12 protein-coding genes and 2 pseudogenes are annotated in these 12,907 nt (G+C 70.0%); 9 read left to right on the top strand and 5 right to left on the bottom strand.

Going from position 1 to position 12,907, the window contains the following annotated elements:
- Positions 1–268: 268 nt before the first annotated feature.
- The 3 genes and pseudogenes from ACTRO_RS19215 to ACTRO_RS19225 all read left to right on the top strand — a co-directional run.
- Complete coding sequence (locus ACTRO_RS19215; protein WP_169739929.1) at positions 269–1,081, top strand: MEDS domain-containing protein; 813 nt, start codon at positions 269–271, stop codon at positions 1,079–1,081.
- A complete protein-coding gene (locus ACTRO_RS19220; protein WP_157436334.1) occupies positions 1,078–2,064 on the top strand; it encodes a sensor histidine kinase in 987 nt (328 codons plus the stop codon). Before ACTRO_RS19215 ends, ACTRO_RS19220 begins: the two co-directional genes overlap by 4 nt.
- 62 nt (positions 2,065–2,126) lie before the next feature.
- Positions 2,127–3,015: pseudogene (locus ACTRO_RS19225) on the top strand (MFS transporter); the annotation flags it as partial.
- A gap of 110 nt (positions 3,016–3,125) precedes the next feature.
- Here the strand turns inward: ACTRO_RS19225 and ACTRO_RS19230 are convergent.
- A complete protein-coding gene (locus tag ACTRO_RS19230) occupies positions 3,126–4,004 on the bottom strand; it encodes a helix-turn-helix domain-containing protein (RefSeq protein WP_034264910.1) in 879 nt (292 codons plus the stop codon).
- Positions 4,005–4,144: 140 nt separating this feature from the next.
- On the opposite strand from ACTRO_RS19230, the gene ACTRO_RS19235 reads away from it, so the two are divergent.
- The 5 genes from ACTRO_RS19235 to ACTRO_RS19260 all read left to right on the top strand — a co-directional run bounded on the left by ACTRO_RS19235 (position 4,145) and on the right by ACTRO_RS19260 (position 8,715).
- Positions 4,145–4,363 carry a hypothetical protein gene (locus ACTRO_RS19235; protein WP_034264913.1) on the top strand — a complete coding sequence of 73 codons (219 nt, stop codon included), beginning with the start codon at positions 4,145–4,147 and terminating at the stop codon, positions 4,361–4,363.
- A gap of 75 nt (positions 4,364–4,438) precedes the next feature.
- The gene (locus ACTRO_RS19240) at positions 4,439–5,473 is read left to right on the top strand and encodes a zinc-binding dehydrogenase (protein WP_034275614.1); all 1,035 of its coding nucleotides are present in this window, start codon (positions 4,439–4,441) and stop codon (positions 5,471–5,473) included.
- Between the two features lie 35 nt (positions 5,474–5,508).
- Positions 5,509–6,381 (top strand): aldo/keto reductase, encoded by an 873-nt coding sequence (locus ACTRO_RS19245; protein ID WP_034264916.1) that lies wholly within the window; start codon positions 5,509–5,511, stop codon positions 6,379–6,381.
- A gap of 224 nt (positions 6,382–6,605) precedes the next feature.
- Complete coding sequence (locus tag ACTRO_RS19250; RefSeq protein WP_034264920.1) at positions 6,606–7,583, top strand: aldo/keto reductase; 978 nt, start codon at positions 6,606–6,608, stop codon at positions 7,581–7,583.
- A gap of 877 nt (positions 7,584–8,460) precedes the next feature.
- Complete coding sequence (locus ACTRO_RS19260; protein ID WP_084317108.1) at positions 8,461–8,715, top strand: MerR family transcriptional regulator; 255 nt, start codon at positions 8,461–8,463, stop codon at positions 8,713–8,715.
- Between the two features lie 365 nt (positions 8,716–9,080).
- Here the strand turns inward: ACTRO_RS19260 and ACTRO_RS51050 are convergent.
- The 4 genes and pseudogenes from ACTRO_RS51050 to ACTRO_RS19275 all read right to left on the bottom strand — a co-directional run.
- A pseudogene (locus tag ACTRO_RS51050) lies at positions 9,081–10,030 on the bottom strand (molecular chaperone HtpG); the annotation flags it as partial.
- A gap of 145 nt (positions 10,031–10,175) precedes the next feature.
- A complete protein-coding gene (locus ACTRO_RS19265) occupies positions 10,176–10,613 on the bottom strand; it encodes an Hsp20/alpha crystallin family protein (RefSeq protein ID WP_034264929.1) in 438 nt (145 codons plus the stop codon).
- A gap of 180 nt (positions 10,614–10,793) precedes the next feature.
- A complete protein-coding gene (locus tag ACTRO_RS19270; protein ID WP_034264932.1) occupies positions 10,794–11,102 on the bottom strand; it encodes a hypothetical protein in 309 nt (102 codons plus the stop codon).
- A 33-nt stretch (positions 11,103–11,135) separates the two neighbouring features.
- Positions 11,136–11,801 carry an HSP18 transcriptional regulator gene (locus ACTRO_RS19275; RefSeq protein WP_211244346.1) on the bottom strand — a complete coding sequence of 222 codons (666 nt, stop codon included), beginning with the start codon at positions 11,799–11,801 and terminating at the stop codon, positions 11,136–11,138.
- Positions 11,802–12,021: 220 nt separating this feature from the next.
- Between ACTRO_RS19275 and ACTRO_RS43570 the strand changes: the two genes are divergently transcribed.
- On the top strand, positions 12,022–12,492 hold the full coding sequence (locus ACTRO_RS43570) for an STAS domain-containing protein (protein WP_051451066.1): 471 nt from the start codon (positions 12,022–12,024) through the stop codon (positions 12,490–12,492).
- Positions 12,493–12,907: the final 415 nt, after the last annotated feature.

A 12,907-nucleotide genomic window follows, 5' to 3' on the forward strand; every position in this document is an offset into this window, starting at 1 on the left:
CCAGTGCGTTGCGCCCGTGGAACGTGTCACCTTTTATCCTGCCGCATTCCAGCCCCGGCCGCTCGCCGTTTCGACCTGGACGGCACGTGTCGGCGTCCGATCGGCGGACGTGTAGGGCTTCGGACCGGTTGGATCGGAGATTCGCGGCAATGAGGATCCGGGCACGCCGGGCCACGGTGACGAGATCACCCGCGGAACGAGGCCGGGAAGCGTGACCTCCTGCATCACGGTGGAATTGACGCCCGGGACGATCATGGAAGCAGGATCGATGGCTTCGAACCGCGGCGAGCCGACGAGGCCGGCGGGAGACCTACGCTGGACTCTCGAGTCCGGGGAGCACGTGTGCTGGCTGGTGCGTTCGCGAGCCGAGTACGAAGCGGGCGAGCGGGAACTGCTGGCCCGGGCCGCGCAGGCGGGCGAGAGCGTCATGATCCTCGGGCGCCGCGTGCGCACCCGGCACCAGGCGCCCGGCGTGGCCGGCGACCTCGACGTGCGGCCCGGCCGCGGCGGCTCGGCCATGGTGGACCTGGTGCGTGAGCAGGCGCTGCGGGTCGGTCGGTCCGGGCGTCCGCTGCGGATACTGGCACGGATGGAGCACCTGGCGCCCCCGGACGCGGGGCTCGAGGAGCTGATCGCCCGTGAGATGGACGTGGCCGAGCTCACCGGCCACGGTGTCACCAGCGTCGTGTGTGCCTATCAGCACACGGCCTGGCAGGCGGAGCTGCTGAGCGGAGTCAGCGCCGTGCACGCACGCCTGATCGGCCCGGCTGCTCACTCGGCCTCGTTCCGTATCGTGCCGGCCGCGGCCGACGCCTGGGCGGTGCACGGAACAGTCGGCTATGAAGCGGCTGCCGCCTTCGAGGCGACGATGCGCGCACTGCTGGCACGTTCTTCGTGGCTGCGGCTGGACTGCGCACAGCTCGAACTGATCGACGCGGCCGGATGGCGTGCGCTGATCGCCGCGACGACCGGCACGCCCGGCGCCCAGGTGCTGCTCGAACGCGTCAATGACACCGTGGCCGCGGCGTGGAGGCTCTCGGGCTACGAGAACGGCACCACCCAAGTCCTGGTGCGCTCGTGACCACTCTCGAAACCGGTTCTGCGGCAGGCCTCACGCACATGTTCTACCCCTACATCGATCATGAGCAGTACCTGTCGGGCACAATCGCCTACATCGAACACGCCAGAGCCGGCGGCGGCACCGTGGTCGTCGCCGCCGATCCAGCCCGCCGCGAGCAGCTCGCAGCCCGTCTACCCGACGCCGACTCGGTCCTCTTCGTCGATCCCGCAGGCGTCCGCCGCAACCCCGGCCGCTTCATCCCGGCCTGGCAGGACTGGATCGGCAGGGTCGCGCGCGACCGCCCGGTGTACGGGATAAACGAGTCCGTCTGGTCGGGGCGCACCGCCGCACACGTCAATGAGCTGCGTTACCAGGAGTGGCTGCTCAACCGGGCGTTCGCGAGCACGCCGGCCTGGGCTTTGATGTGCCCGTTCGACGCCGCGGGGCAGGACGCGTCGGTCGTGGCCGCGACAGCCCGCTGCCATCCCCTGCTGTGGGATGGGGCCAAGAGTGTGGCCTCGACCGGATACTTCGTCGGAGACTACCCGCTCGATGCGCTCGGCGAACCCACCGGACCTGTTCGACGCCTGATCTACGACCTGGCCGCGCTCGCCACCGTCCGCGAAGAGGCCGGCCGGTTCGCCGCGGCCGGCGGGTTGGGCGAGGACCGCGTGCGTGACCTGAAACTGGCCGTGGCGGAACTGGCCGCCAACAGCATTCGCCACGGCGGCGGACACGGTACGGCGTCGCTGTGGCGCACCCGGGAAGCGGTGATGTGCGAGTTCAGCGACGACGGCGTGATCACCGACCCGCTCGTCGGGCTCATCCGACCGGCACCCACCCGGATCGGCGGGCGCGGTCTGTGGTTCGTCCGCCACCTGTGCGACCTGGTCCAGATCCGTTCCTCGCCGGGCGAGGGCACCCGCGTGCGCGTGTCGATGGATCTGCCGGACACCACGAGACGGCAGGAGGCCGCCCGGCAGGTGATGAACGGGCACGGGTGAGGGCTTTGTTCGAGCCGGCGCCATGCCAGGCGAAAGCCGAGGACACCGCGGGGCGCCGAACGGTGTGGCTGATGCTGGCCGGCGTGCTGCTGGTACGGATCTCCTTCAGCTGGGAGGCGCGCGTCGTGGCGCGGCACGGCGCGCCCCGCTGGACCCGGCGCTGCTGCGCAACCGGCAGTTGACCGGCGGTCTGACGATGTTCTTCTTCCAGTACCTCGTGCAGACGGGCGTGTTCTTCCTCGTTCCGCTCTACCTGTCGGCGGCCCTGGGCCTGTCCGCGCTGGCGACCGGTGTGCGCATCCTGCCGCTCTCGCTGACCCTCCTGGGCGCCGCGATCCTGATCCCGCGTCTGCTCCCGGACATCTCACCGCGGCGCGCGGTGCGGTGGGGGATCCTCGCGCTCCTCGCCGGGGCTCTGGCCCTGATGGCCGCCCTCGACGCCGACGCCGGCGCGGAGATCGTCACGCTTCCCATGCTGTTGATCGGGCTCGGCATGGGCGCGCTCGCCTCGCAACTCGGCTCGGTGACGGTATCCGCAGTGCCCGACGAGCAGAGCGCCGAAGTCGGCGGCGTTCAGAGCGCCGTCACCAACCTCGGAGCCTCGATGGGGACGGCTCTGGCCGGATCGATCCTGGTCGCCGTGCTCACCTCCTCGTTCCTGAGCAGCATCGAGCAGAACCCGGCGGTGCCGCCCGAGGTCAAGAGCAAGGCCGGCGCCGGCCTCGGGGGCACAGCGACCTTCCTTTCGGACGCTCAGCTCATACCGCCCTCGGCGAGGCGGGCGCGAGTCCGGAAGTGAAGCAGGCCGCGCTCGACGCGAACGCCACCGCGAGGCTCGACGCTCTGCGCGCCGCACTCGCGATCCTCGCTCTCGCCGCACTGATCGCGCTCTTCTTCGCCTCACGCATCCCGACCACTCAGCCCGGCAGGAAGAAACCGGACCGGACGTAGCCGGGCACCAGCCGCCGAGCAGCAGCAGCCGCTTTGGACCTCCGGGTGCGGGCTGGAACTCGGGCGCGCGATCTCGTCGGGGGTGGGCGGCCTGGAGCACACCACCTGGATCAGCGGTCGGCCGCGGCATGCTCTTCGGCGTTCCAGCTGCCCAGCAGCTGCAGGGCGTCGGCTTCGCGGCTGCCGGGGGCGACGTGGCAGACGATCAGGGACAGTCCTTGGTCGGCGGCGAGGTCCATGGCTTCGTAGTTGAAGGTCAGTTCCCCGATCAGGGGGTGGTTGATGCGTTTGGCGCCCGCGCGGTGGCGGCGTACTTCGTGGCGGGCCCAGCGCTGGCTGAAGGTGTCTCCGCGGGTCGAGAGCTCACCGATGAGGTCGGACACAGCCTTGTCATACGGGTTGCGGCCGACTTCGGCGCGCAGGGTGGCGACGTTCTGGTCGGCGACGGCGTCCCAGTCGGGGTAGAACTCTGCGGCGGCTGGATCGAGGAAGGTGAAGCGGGCTGCGTTGACCGGCCGGGCGGGGCTGGTGAAGACCGGCGCGAACAGCGCGCGGGCCAGTGCGTTGCCGGTGAGAAGGTCCAGGCGGGCGTTGCGGATGTAGGCCGGGACCCCGGCCATCGCCTCGACCATGGTGCGCAACTGCGGGCGCAGCGGTTGGCGGGCCGGGCGGGTCGGGGTGTGGGCCGCGGCTGCGGTGGCGTTGGCGGCGCGGACGAGGTCGAACAGGTGGGCGCGTTCGGCGTCGTCGAGGTGCAGCGCGCGGGCCAGCGCGTCGAGGACCGCGTCGGTCGCGCCGCGGGCATCGCCGCGCTCCAAGCGGGTGTAGTACGGGACGCTGACGCCGGCGAGCATCGCGACCTCCTCGCGGCGAAGTCCCGGCACCCGGCGCGCCCCGGCGAGCGGGGACAGCTTCAGCCCGGCCTGCTCGGGGGTGATCCGGGCGCGGCGGCCGGTGAGGAAGTCGCGGATCTCGGAGCGTCGGTCCATACCTCGAGCTTACGGCCGTGCACTCTATGACAGCAGCGGGCTGGGGGTCCCGGTCAGGGTCCCTCTCATGGTCGGTGGGCGGGTGCCCGGGGTGTTTGGCTTGATGGCAGATCGCCCGCACCCCGTGCCCGGAGGTACCGATGACCACCGCCACCCGCACAGCGAACCGGGCCCCTGCCCTGCCCCGGACCGGGGCGCCGACCGGTTCGCGGTTCGCCCTGGGCGCAGTGGTCGCGCTCTACGGGGCACTGGTCGGTGCCGGGTCGTTCGCCACCGGGACGCGCACCGGTCTGCTCATCGCGGCCGTCCCGCTCGCTGTCGGCGCCGCCGTCGGCCTCACCCGGACCCCGCGGCGCTGAGCAAGCGGCTGTCGAAGTCCGTCGGCCGGCGCCCGCCGGGTGCCGGTTCGCTACGAGGAAAGGAGGATGGTCCTCATGCGAGCGACCATCATGTACGGCGCCGGGGATGTCCGCGTCGAGAACGTGCCCGACCCGGTGATCAAGGCACCGACCGACGCGGTCGTACGCGTCGTGCGCGCCGCGATCTGCGGCAGCGACCTGCACCCCTACCGCTCCATGCCCGCGACCGACACCGGACGGGCGATGGGACACGAGTTCCTCGGCATCGTCGAGGACATCGGCACCGAAGTCACCGGATTCAAGCGCGGCGACCTGGTGCTCTCGCCGTTCACCTACGCCGACAACACCTGCTACTGGTGCAACCAGGGACTGCACACATCCTGCCCGAACGGAGGGCGCTACGGGTTCGCCGGAGTCGACGGCGGCCAGGGCGAAGCCGTGCGGGTCCCGCAGGCGTCCGGAACCCTGGTCAAACTTCCGGCCCGGGCCGACTCGGCACTGCTGGACTCGCTCATGACGCTCACCGACGTGTTCTGCACCGGCCACCACGCCGCCGCCACCGCGCACGTCGCACCCGGCACGCGCGTCGCGGTCGTCGGCGACGGCGCGGTAGGCCTGTGCGCGGTCCTCGCGGCAAAGAGGCTCGGGGCCGAGCAGGTCATCTTGATGGGCCGTCACACCGACCGCACCGACCTGGGCAGCGACTTCGGCGCCACCAACGTGATCCTGACCACAGGTGAAGAGGGCGCCGCCGAAGTCAGGAAGCTGACCGACGGGCGTGGGGCCGACGCAGTGCTCGAATGCGTCGGCAGCATGCAGACCCTCACCACCTCCTTCGCCGCGGTCCGCGACGGCGGCGTGATCAGCCGCGTCGGAGTCCCGTCCTACACCGACGGCCCCATCGGCATGGACATGATCATGCGGAACATCACGCTGACCGGCGGCGTCGACCCCGCCCGCCACTACATCGACGAGATCCTGCCCGACGTCCTCGACGGAACGATCGAACCCGGACGGGTCTTCGACCTCACCCTCGACCTCGACGCGGTGCCAGACGGCTACCGCGCCATGGCCGACCGCGAAGCGCTCAAGGTCCTCATCACCCCCTGAACCCGAACCCCTGCCGTGCCAGGAGGCACGAAACCATGATCCTGACTCTGAACAACGATATCCCGATGCCCGCCCTCGGCTTCGGCGTCTTCCAGACGCCCCCAGACGTCACCACCGACGCCGTGCTCGCGGCCCTTCAGACCGGATACCGCCTCATCGACACCGCCGCCGCCTACGGCAACGAACGCGAGGTGGGCGAAGCCATCCGCCGCTCCGGATTGCCGCGCGAGGAGGTGTTCATCGAAACGAAGGTGTGGATCAGCGACTACGGGTACGACCAGACCCTGCACGCCTTCGACAAGTCCGCCGGCAAACTCGGCGTCGAGCAGATCGACCTGTTCATCCTCCACCAGGCCCTGCCGAGCCGGTTCGACCTGACCCTCGAGGCCTACCGGGCGCTGGAAACCCTGCTCGCCGACGGGAAGGTCCGCGCGATCGGAGTGAGCAACTTCATGCCCGAACACCTCGAGGCACTGATGAAGCAGGCCACCGTCCTGCCCGCCGTCAACCAGGTCGAGGTACACCCCTACTTCACCCAGCCCGGGGTGCAGGATGCCGACGCCGACCGCGGCATCCTCACCCAGGCATGGTCGCCGATCGGCGGCATCACCAGCTACCGCGGCACCGGCACCAGCACCTTCGACGACCCCACCATCGCCGCCATCGCCCAAGCCCACGCCAAGACCCCGGCCCAGGTGATGATCCGCTGGCACCTGCAGGAGGGCCGCTGCGCGATCCCCAAGTCGGTGCGCCCGGAGCGGATCGCCGAGAACTTCGACGTGTTCGACCTCGAACTCACCACCGACGAACTCGCCACCCTCGGCGCCCTCGACACGGGCACACGCGGCGGCCCCGAACCGACCGACATCACCCTCGAGAACTTCGGACGGCCCATCCCCGAAGCCTGATCCGTCGCGCCCCAGCATCCGGAGAACGAATCGACATGCGGGTCGCCACTGAAACCCCCACCTTCACGGCCCCGGCTGAGCGGTTCACCGGCGATGTCTCCCTCAACCCGATCCAGGGCCCCGACGCTCCCGCATGCCCGGGTGCGCGCTGGTGTGCTTCTGAACCGGAGGCACCGCGCCACACCGCGCCGGGCGACACCCGCAGCTCACGGAAGGTAAGCACCATGCAGCACATCACCCTCGGCACCCTGGACACCGGGCGCATCGGCCTCGGCGCCATGACGATGGCCGGCGTCTACAGCCAGACCGGCCAAGACGAGCACGAGGCGGTCCGTACCATCCACCGCGCCCTCGACCTCGGCGTCACCCTGATCGACACCGCCGAGATCTACGGCCCCTACACCAACGAGGAACTCCTGGGGCGCGCCATCTCCGGCCGCCGCGACCAGGTCGTGCTCGCCACGAAGTTCGGCATGGTCTCGCACGCAGGCCGGGGTCCGTGGAACATCGACTCCAGCCCCGCCAACATCCGCACCGCCGTCGAAGGCTCCCTCACCCGACTCGGCACCGACCACATCGACCTCTACTACCAGCACCGCGTCGACCCCGACACGCCGATCGAAGACGTCGTGGCCACCCTGGCCGAACTCATCGCAGAGGGAAAGATCCGCCACTACGGTCTGTCCGAAGCCGGACCCGACACGATCCGCCGCGCCCACGCCGTCCACCCGGTCACCGCATTGCAGTCCGAATACTCCCTGTTCACCCGCGACCAGGAGCCGGTGATCCTCCCGTTGCTGCGCGAGCTCGGCATCGGCTTCGTCGCCTACTCCCCGCTCGGCCGCGGCATGCTCACCGGCTCGATCCGCAGCCGCGAGGACCTCGCCGCCGACGACTCGCGCCACCAGAACCCCCGCTTCTCCGAGGAGAACTTCGACCACAACCTCCGCCTCGTCGAGCAGGTCGAGACGGTCGCCCGCGAAGCCGGCGCCACCCCAGCACAAGTCGCGCTCGCCTGGCTCCTCGCCCAGGGCGACGACATCGTCCCGATCCCCGGCACCCGGCGCGTCACCCGCCTCGAGGAGAACCTCGCCGCCGACGACCTCGAGCTGACGAACGAGCAGATCGCCGGCCTCACCGCGCTCGGCGACGCAGCCGGCGCCCACCACACCGACGCCCAGATGAAGATGATCGAACGCTGATGACTCCGGCCAGACCTCAGCTCACGCCAGAAGGCAAGCAGCCAAGGCGCACAGCAGGTCCGAATCTCAGACGCGGTACGCCGATGCGGGGCCCGTGCAGTTCGCCTGAGCCCCGTATCGGCTCAGTTCGCAGGGCGGTGTTCTCGAGCCGGTGAAGCCGGTGAAGCCGGTGAAGCCGGTGTTCGCGGTGGCAGAGGCCGTGGTGACGGGGACCCGGCCGACGGCACTGACCCGGTGTGCCGGGTGCGCTCCCGGCACAACCCTTCGCGCATGCCCGACCAGCCATTCGAGTGGCCTTCGCGCTGACAGAAAAACTATCGAGCTTGGGATAGATTTTCGCGTCCAGAACGGGTACAGTCTTGGGTGTTGCGAGAGAAGTAAGTCTGATCGACGTGGCAGAGGATGAACTGCCCGAGCAGGTATGGACGCATGAGCAGGACCCGGGCCGCAGGTTTGACCCGGCGGCCTGTATGAGTAACGGCCCGACGTGCCGGGACCGGTAGTGAGTGGGGTTCCGGCGGTGGCTGGCAGTACCACGTAAGTGCAGGTAAGTGGTAGTTCGAGGAGAAGGGAAGGGATACACCGTCTGATCGCCCCGGCGATGGATGTTCCGGGTGTTGCCGCAGTCCCATCGGAAGAAAGGTGGTCTCCGGTCACAATTGTGCGATCCCCGCGCCCCTGCCTCGTCAGGCGGCATCCGCGGGTAACGATCCACCGACTCTCCCCCCCGGTCGGTGGCCGGTAGATGGTGTTGACCCATCACCCCGGGCCCCGGTGCTACGGCACCGGGGCCCTCTTACCGTGAGAGGTGTGCTTGGAAACCGACGGCTCCAGTGCCGACGAGAAGTTCGACGACGAGGATTACCCCGCCTACACCATGGGCCGGGCCGCCGAGATCATCGGGGTCACTGCGGGGTTCCTGCGCAGCCTGGACGAGGCGAAGCTGTTCACCCCACAACGTTCCGCCGGCGGTCACCGCCGCTATTCGCGCTACCAGCTACGGCTCGCCGCCCGCGCACGGGAACTGGTGGACTCCGGAACTGCCCTGGACGCGGCGTGCCGCATCATCATCCTGGAAGACCAACTCGAAGAGGCCCGACGCATCAACGCAGAGCTGCGCAAGCAGGCCTGAGCACGCCGCCCTGAGCACCACCGCCGCTCGACGCGCTGGAACAGGCCCACGGCATCAGAGCTGGACCTGCCGTGCCGTTGCCGTGGGCGTCCAGACAGTCCGTTAGATCTGCACCTGGGCCTCGCCGGTGGTGATTCCGTTCGCGTCTCGGGTGAAGTGCAGTGCCATGACGGCTTGCGCGACCCGCGTTGACTGGAGAGAGTTCATCGCCCTTTCAGAGTGTGGCGGCGAGGCGGTCGGCGATCAGCCGGCTGAAGCGGGCGGGGTCGTCGATCTCGCCGCCTTAGGCGAGCACGGCGAGGCCGTAGAGCAGTTCGGCGCTCTGCTCGAGGGCACTGGGCTGCGCCTGCGTTGCCTGGTCGCCGGTTCTGCCCCGGCTTCATCCGCTCGCGGTAGCCGCGTAGCGTGGTCGGTGCGGCGGTGTCGTGGGTGGAGTCGAGCAGCAGCAGATCGAGCAGGGCTTCGCGGTTGTCGGCGTCCTCGAGCAGGCCTTCCTTCAGGGCGCGCCCGTAGGCGTCGTGGAAGCCGCGGTATTTCTCGGCGTCCTTGTCTTGCAGTTCCTTTGGCGGTGGCCAGGACCTTCTTGACCAGGCGGCGGCGCACGCCGCGGATGTGACGGTCGTGCTGGAGCAGTTCGCGCGAGACGTTCAGGGACAGGTCGTGCGCGTCGACGACGCCTGCGACGAACCGCAGACAGCGCGGCATCAGGGCGTCGCACTCGTCCATGATGAACACGCGGTTGACGTACAGGTGCACCCCGCGCTCGGCCTCGCGGGTATAGGTATAGAGGTCGAAAGGCGCGCGAGCGGGCAGGAAAAGCAGCGCCTCGTAGACGAAGGTGCCCTCGGACCTGACGTGGATGGTCCCAAGCGGGTCGGTCCAGTCGTGCGCGATCTGCTGGTAGAACTCGTGGTATTCCGCCTCGGTGATCTCCTTCGCCGACCGGGACCACAGGGCCATCATCGAGTTGAGGGTCTTGGGTTCCCCGACGGTGGTGCCCTCGTCGCCCGAGGTGGTGGTTGTCCGCGTCGACCGGCTTGAGGTGCAAGGTGACCGATGTGCCCTGAGGTGCGTCGAAGGCCCCCTCGATCTCGTACGTGCTCTCCCCCGGTCGATTCCCAGCGGGTACCGGAATCCTCCCCGCGCCCCGGGTGACGAGAGTGACCTTGTCGGCGACCATGAACGCCGAGTAGAACCCGACGCCGAACTGCCCGATCAGCGATCTCGAGGCCTCGGAGTCCTTCGCCGCTTTCAGCTTCTCGAGCAGGCCCGCGGTGCCGGACTACGCGATTGTGCCGATCAGGGCGGTGGTTTCCGCCTGGAACTCGAGAGTCTCGCTTCCGGCAGGCACCGCCTGCGCTCCCTTCATAGCCGGGATCGGTGGTGATGCGGGAGATGAGCGCCCGCCGCCTGCCGGCTCGGGGAGGGGGCCAGCCGGCAGGCGGCGGGAGGGCGATGGGTCAGGCGGAGATCTCCCTGTGCTCGCCGGCCGCGGCGATCGCGATCTTGCGAGGCTTGGCCTTCTCCGCGATCGGGATGCGCAGGGTGAGGACGCCGGCGTCGTAGTCGGCGTCGATGCGGTCGGTATCCAGGGTCTCGCCGAGGAAGAGCTGCCGGGAGAAGACGCCGAGGGGGCGTTCGTTGATCTGCATCTCGAACTTCTCGCCGGTGTGCACGGGGCGGCGCTCGGCCTTGACCGTCAGGACGTTGCGCTCGACCTCGAGTTCGATCGCAGACGGGTCGATGCCCGGCAGGTCGAAGCAGACCACGAAGCTCTCGCCGTCGCGGTAGGCGTCCATCGGCATGGGGGTGGGCTTGGACCAGGTTCCGGCGGCGGTACCGAGCAGCCCGTTGGCGAGCCGGTCCAGCTCGCGGAAGGGATCGGTGCGCATCAACATCGAACTGCCTCCTTGTGAGTCAGAGCGGGCCGGACCTGCGCAGTTGGCGGTTCCGGCGTGCCTTCGCCATCTTTTCTAGCATGTCGTCGTTCCGACGACAACCATCCATGTCGCCAATAGGGTGACGCCGTTCCCAGCGAAAGGAAACTCCGGAGCGGAATCCAGGCTCGACCTGACGGCTCAGCCTCGCGCCGCCCGGCACATGGCCAAGACCAGATCGGTTTGCGCTCCGGTCAGGTGTGCGCCGAACGCGCCCGACGGCACCGAGTCGCCACCGCACAGCGCCGCCGCCAGCTGGATCAGCACGCGCTGGCCATCACTCCAACCCGGCTCGGCGAGTACGGCGTCCCAGTCCACGCGTCCGCAGGGGTGCCGGTGACGGACGAAGCGCTCATGCGTGGTGATCTGCGGGGCGCCGTCCAGGAATGTCTCGAGCACCTTCGTGCGCGCGGGGCGCCGGCACTCGCTCTGCTCGGCATGAGATGTCATGGCTGATCCAGCCTGCCTCGGCGAGCGCCGAGGTCAGCGCCGGCGCCGGGTCCGGGCGCCGACGCGCGCGGTCTCGGCCCCGTCGGAAAGCTCGTCGATCCGTGCGGCCAGCCCCTCGTGTCCGGCGCCCAGGTGCGGGCGGGCGTCGAGGAGCGGCTGGAGCAGGTCCGCGGCGTCCGCGCCGCCGAGCGCCTCGTGCAGCGCGGCCACCGGCTCACGCGCAGCCTGCGGCAGCCCGTCAAGGCCTCCGATCTGCGCGGCCAGCACTCGCAGATCGGCGGATCGGTCCCGGGCCCAGGCGTCCACCGCCCGCGCTCCGGCGCGCCGGTCACGCTCCGCGACCACCCGCTGGTCCCCGGTCGTCGCGGCCCGGTCCGTCCCCGGGCGCACTCGCAGTGCGCGGCGCTCGGCCGCCTGCCGACTGGCCAACCCGAGCGCGGGAGCCAGTTGCGCCCAGCTCGCACCGCTCGCCCGCGCCGCGTCGATGAGCTCGGGCTCCCAGCCGGCCAGCTGCTCGCGCATCTGCCGCAGCAGCGCCAGCGCCACGAGGAACCGGGCGGAACCGATCCCGCCCGCGGCGTCCGAGCGGGCGCTGTCGACGGCTTCCTCGATCTGCTCGAGACCCGAGGCCGCATCCGTCCTCCCGCCGCGTTCGCCGGGCGCCGCCGCGCCCGGCCCGGGGTTGCCCGCTCGCACCATGACAGTCACCCTTTCGCCGACACTCGAGTTTGTCATCGTTACGACGACATGCTACAACGAAGAGTGGAGACCGCCCACAGCCGGTCTCCACCCGCGCGCCCGTGGCACAGACCGGCGCGCACCACCGACCGACACCACAGTCGGCGGCGTGAAAGCCGGGCCCCCGCGCCGGCAACCCCGCGACACCGTCGCCGAGCATCGCCTGACAGGAGGAGCCCAGGTGGACACCCCGCTCGCCATCACCCGTCACCACGACCCGGACGGCCGCACGGTCCTTGCCCTGCGCGGTGAAGTCGATATCGTCACCGCCGCGCGCCTGCGCACCGCCCTCGCGAAAGAGCTGCACCGCGGCACCGGCCTGGTCCTGGATGTCTCGGGGGCCGTGCTGATCGACGCGGCCGGCCTGCGCGCACTGACCGCCGCGCAGCGCCAGGCCGCCGAGAACGGCAAGCCGCCCATCACCCTGCGCGGGGTGCGGCCGCTGTTCGCCAAAACCCTCCACCTGACCGGACTCGACCACCTCTTCCCGCGCGAACCGGCGCTCGAGCCCGCGCTCGCCCACCGCGCACCCGCGGCACCGCTCCCCTCGCTTTCCGCGCGCCGCACACCGCGCCCCGACCGGCTGCCCGCGCCGCCCCGGGCACGCGACAACGAGCCTGCCGCGGCCGACCACGAACTCGCGGCGGCGTAGACCCGCCCCGCAGACAGATGCCAATGCCCTGACACGATAACGGTCTCGGGTGGGGCGGAGTCTGCGGCGGGCGATCAAAGACCCACCGGCGCCCGGTACCGGCAATCGACGGCATCGCCCCATGAACACGAACACCCATCACCACGTCATCCGGCCCGGCCAGGGAGAAGCTGTGACGCCGCTGGAACAGATCGCCGAATACGCGCGCCGGACAGCACACGACGCACGGCGGCCGGGCCGTGAAGGGTGGGCGCACAACTCGTTCCACGACCTCGTCCTGGCCCACGGCCGCGTCTTCGAGCCCGCGCCGCTGCCCGAGGACATCTACCCCGCGCTTCCCGGACACTGCTTCAAGGCCGCCACGATCCTCGCCGACCAACACGCCCTCACCTACGTCGAAGGCCTGGTACTGCTG

It is taken from the genome of Actinospica robiniae DSM 44927, assembly GCF_000504285.1.
Classification (GTDB): domain Bacteria; phylum Actinomycetota; class Actinomycetes; order Streptomycetales; family Catenulisporaceae; genus Actinospica; species Actinospica robiniae.

Coding starts and splice junctions, on each gene's coding strand:
- ACTRO_RS19215 (WP_169739929.1), top strand. CDS start 269: ATGGCTTCGAACCGCGGCGAGCCGACGAGGCCGGCGGGAGACCTACGC.
- ACTRO_RS19270 (WP_034264932.1), bottom strand. CDS start 11,102: ATGACATCTCATGCCGAGCAGAGCGAGTGCCGGCGCCCCGCGCGCACG.
- ACTRO_RS19245 (WP_034264916.1), top strand. CDS start 5,509: ATGATCCTGACTCTGAACAACGATATCCCGATGCCCGCCCTCGGCTTC.
- ACTRO_RS19265 (WP_034264929.1), bottom strand. CDS start 10,613: ATGTTGATGCGCACCGATCCCTTCCGCGAGCTGGACCGGCTCGCCAAC.
- ACTRO_RS19230 (WP_034264910.1), bottom strand. CDS start 4,004: ATGGACCGACGCTCCGAGATCCGCGACTTCCTCACCGGCCGCCGCGCC.
- ACTRO_RS19275 (WP_211244346.1), bottom strand. CDS start 11,801: ATGGTGCGAGCGGGCAACCCCGGGCCGGGCGCGGCGGCGCCCGGCGAA.
- ACTRO_RS19235 (WP_034264913.1), top strand. CDS start 4,145: ATGACCACCGCCACCCGCACAGCGAACCGGGCCCCTGCCCTGCCCCGG.
- ACTRO_RS19240 (WP_034275614.1), top strand. CDS start 4,439: ATGCGAGCGACCATCATGTACGGCGCCGGGGATGTCCGCGTCGAGAAC.
- ACTRO_RS19250 (WP_034264920.1), top strand. CDS start 6,606: ATGCAGCACATCACCCTCGGCACCCTGGACACCGGGCGCATCGGCCTC.
- ACTRO_RS19260 (WP_084317108.1), top strand. CDS start 8,461: ATGGGCCGGGCCGCCGAGATCATCGGGGTCACTGCGGGGTTCCTGCGC.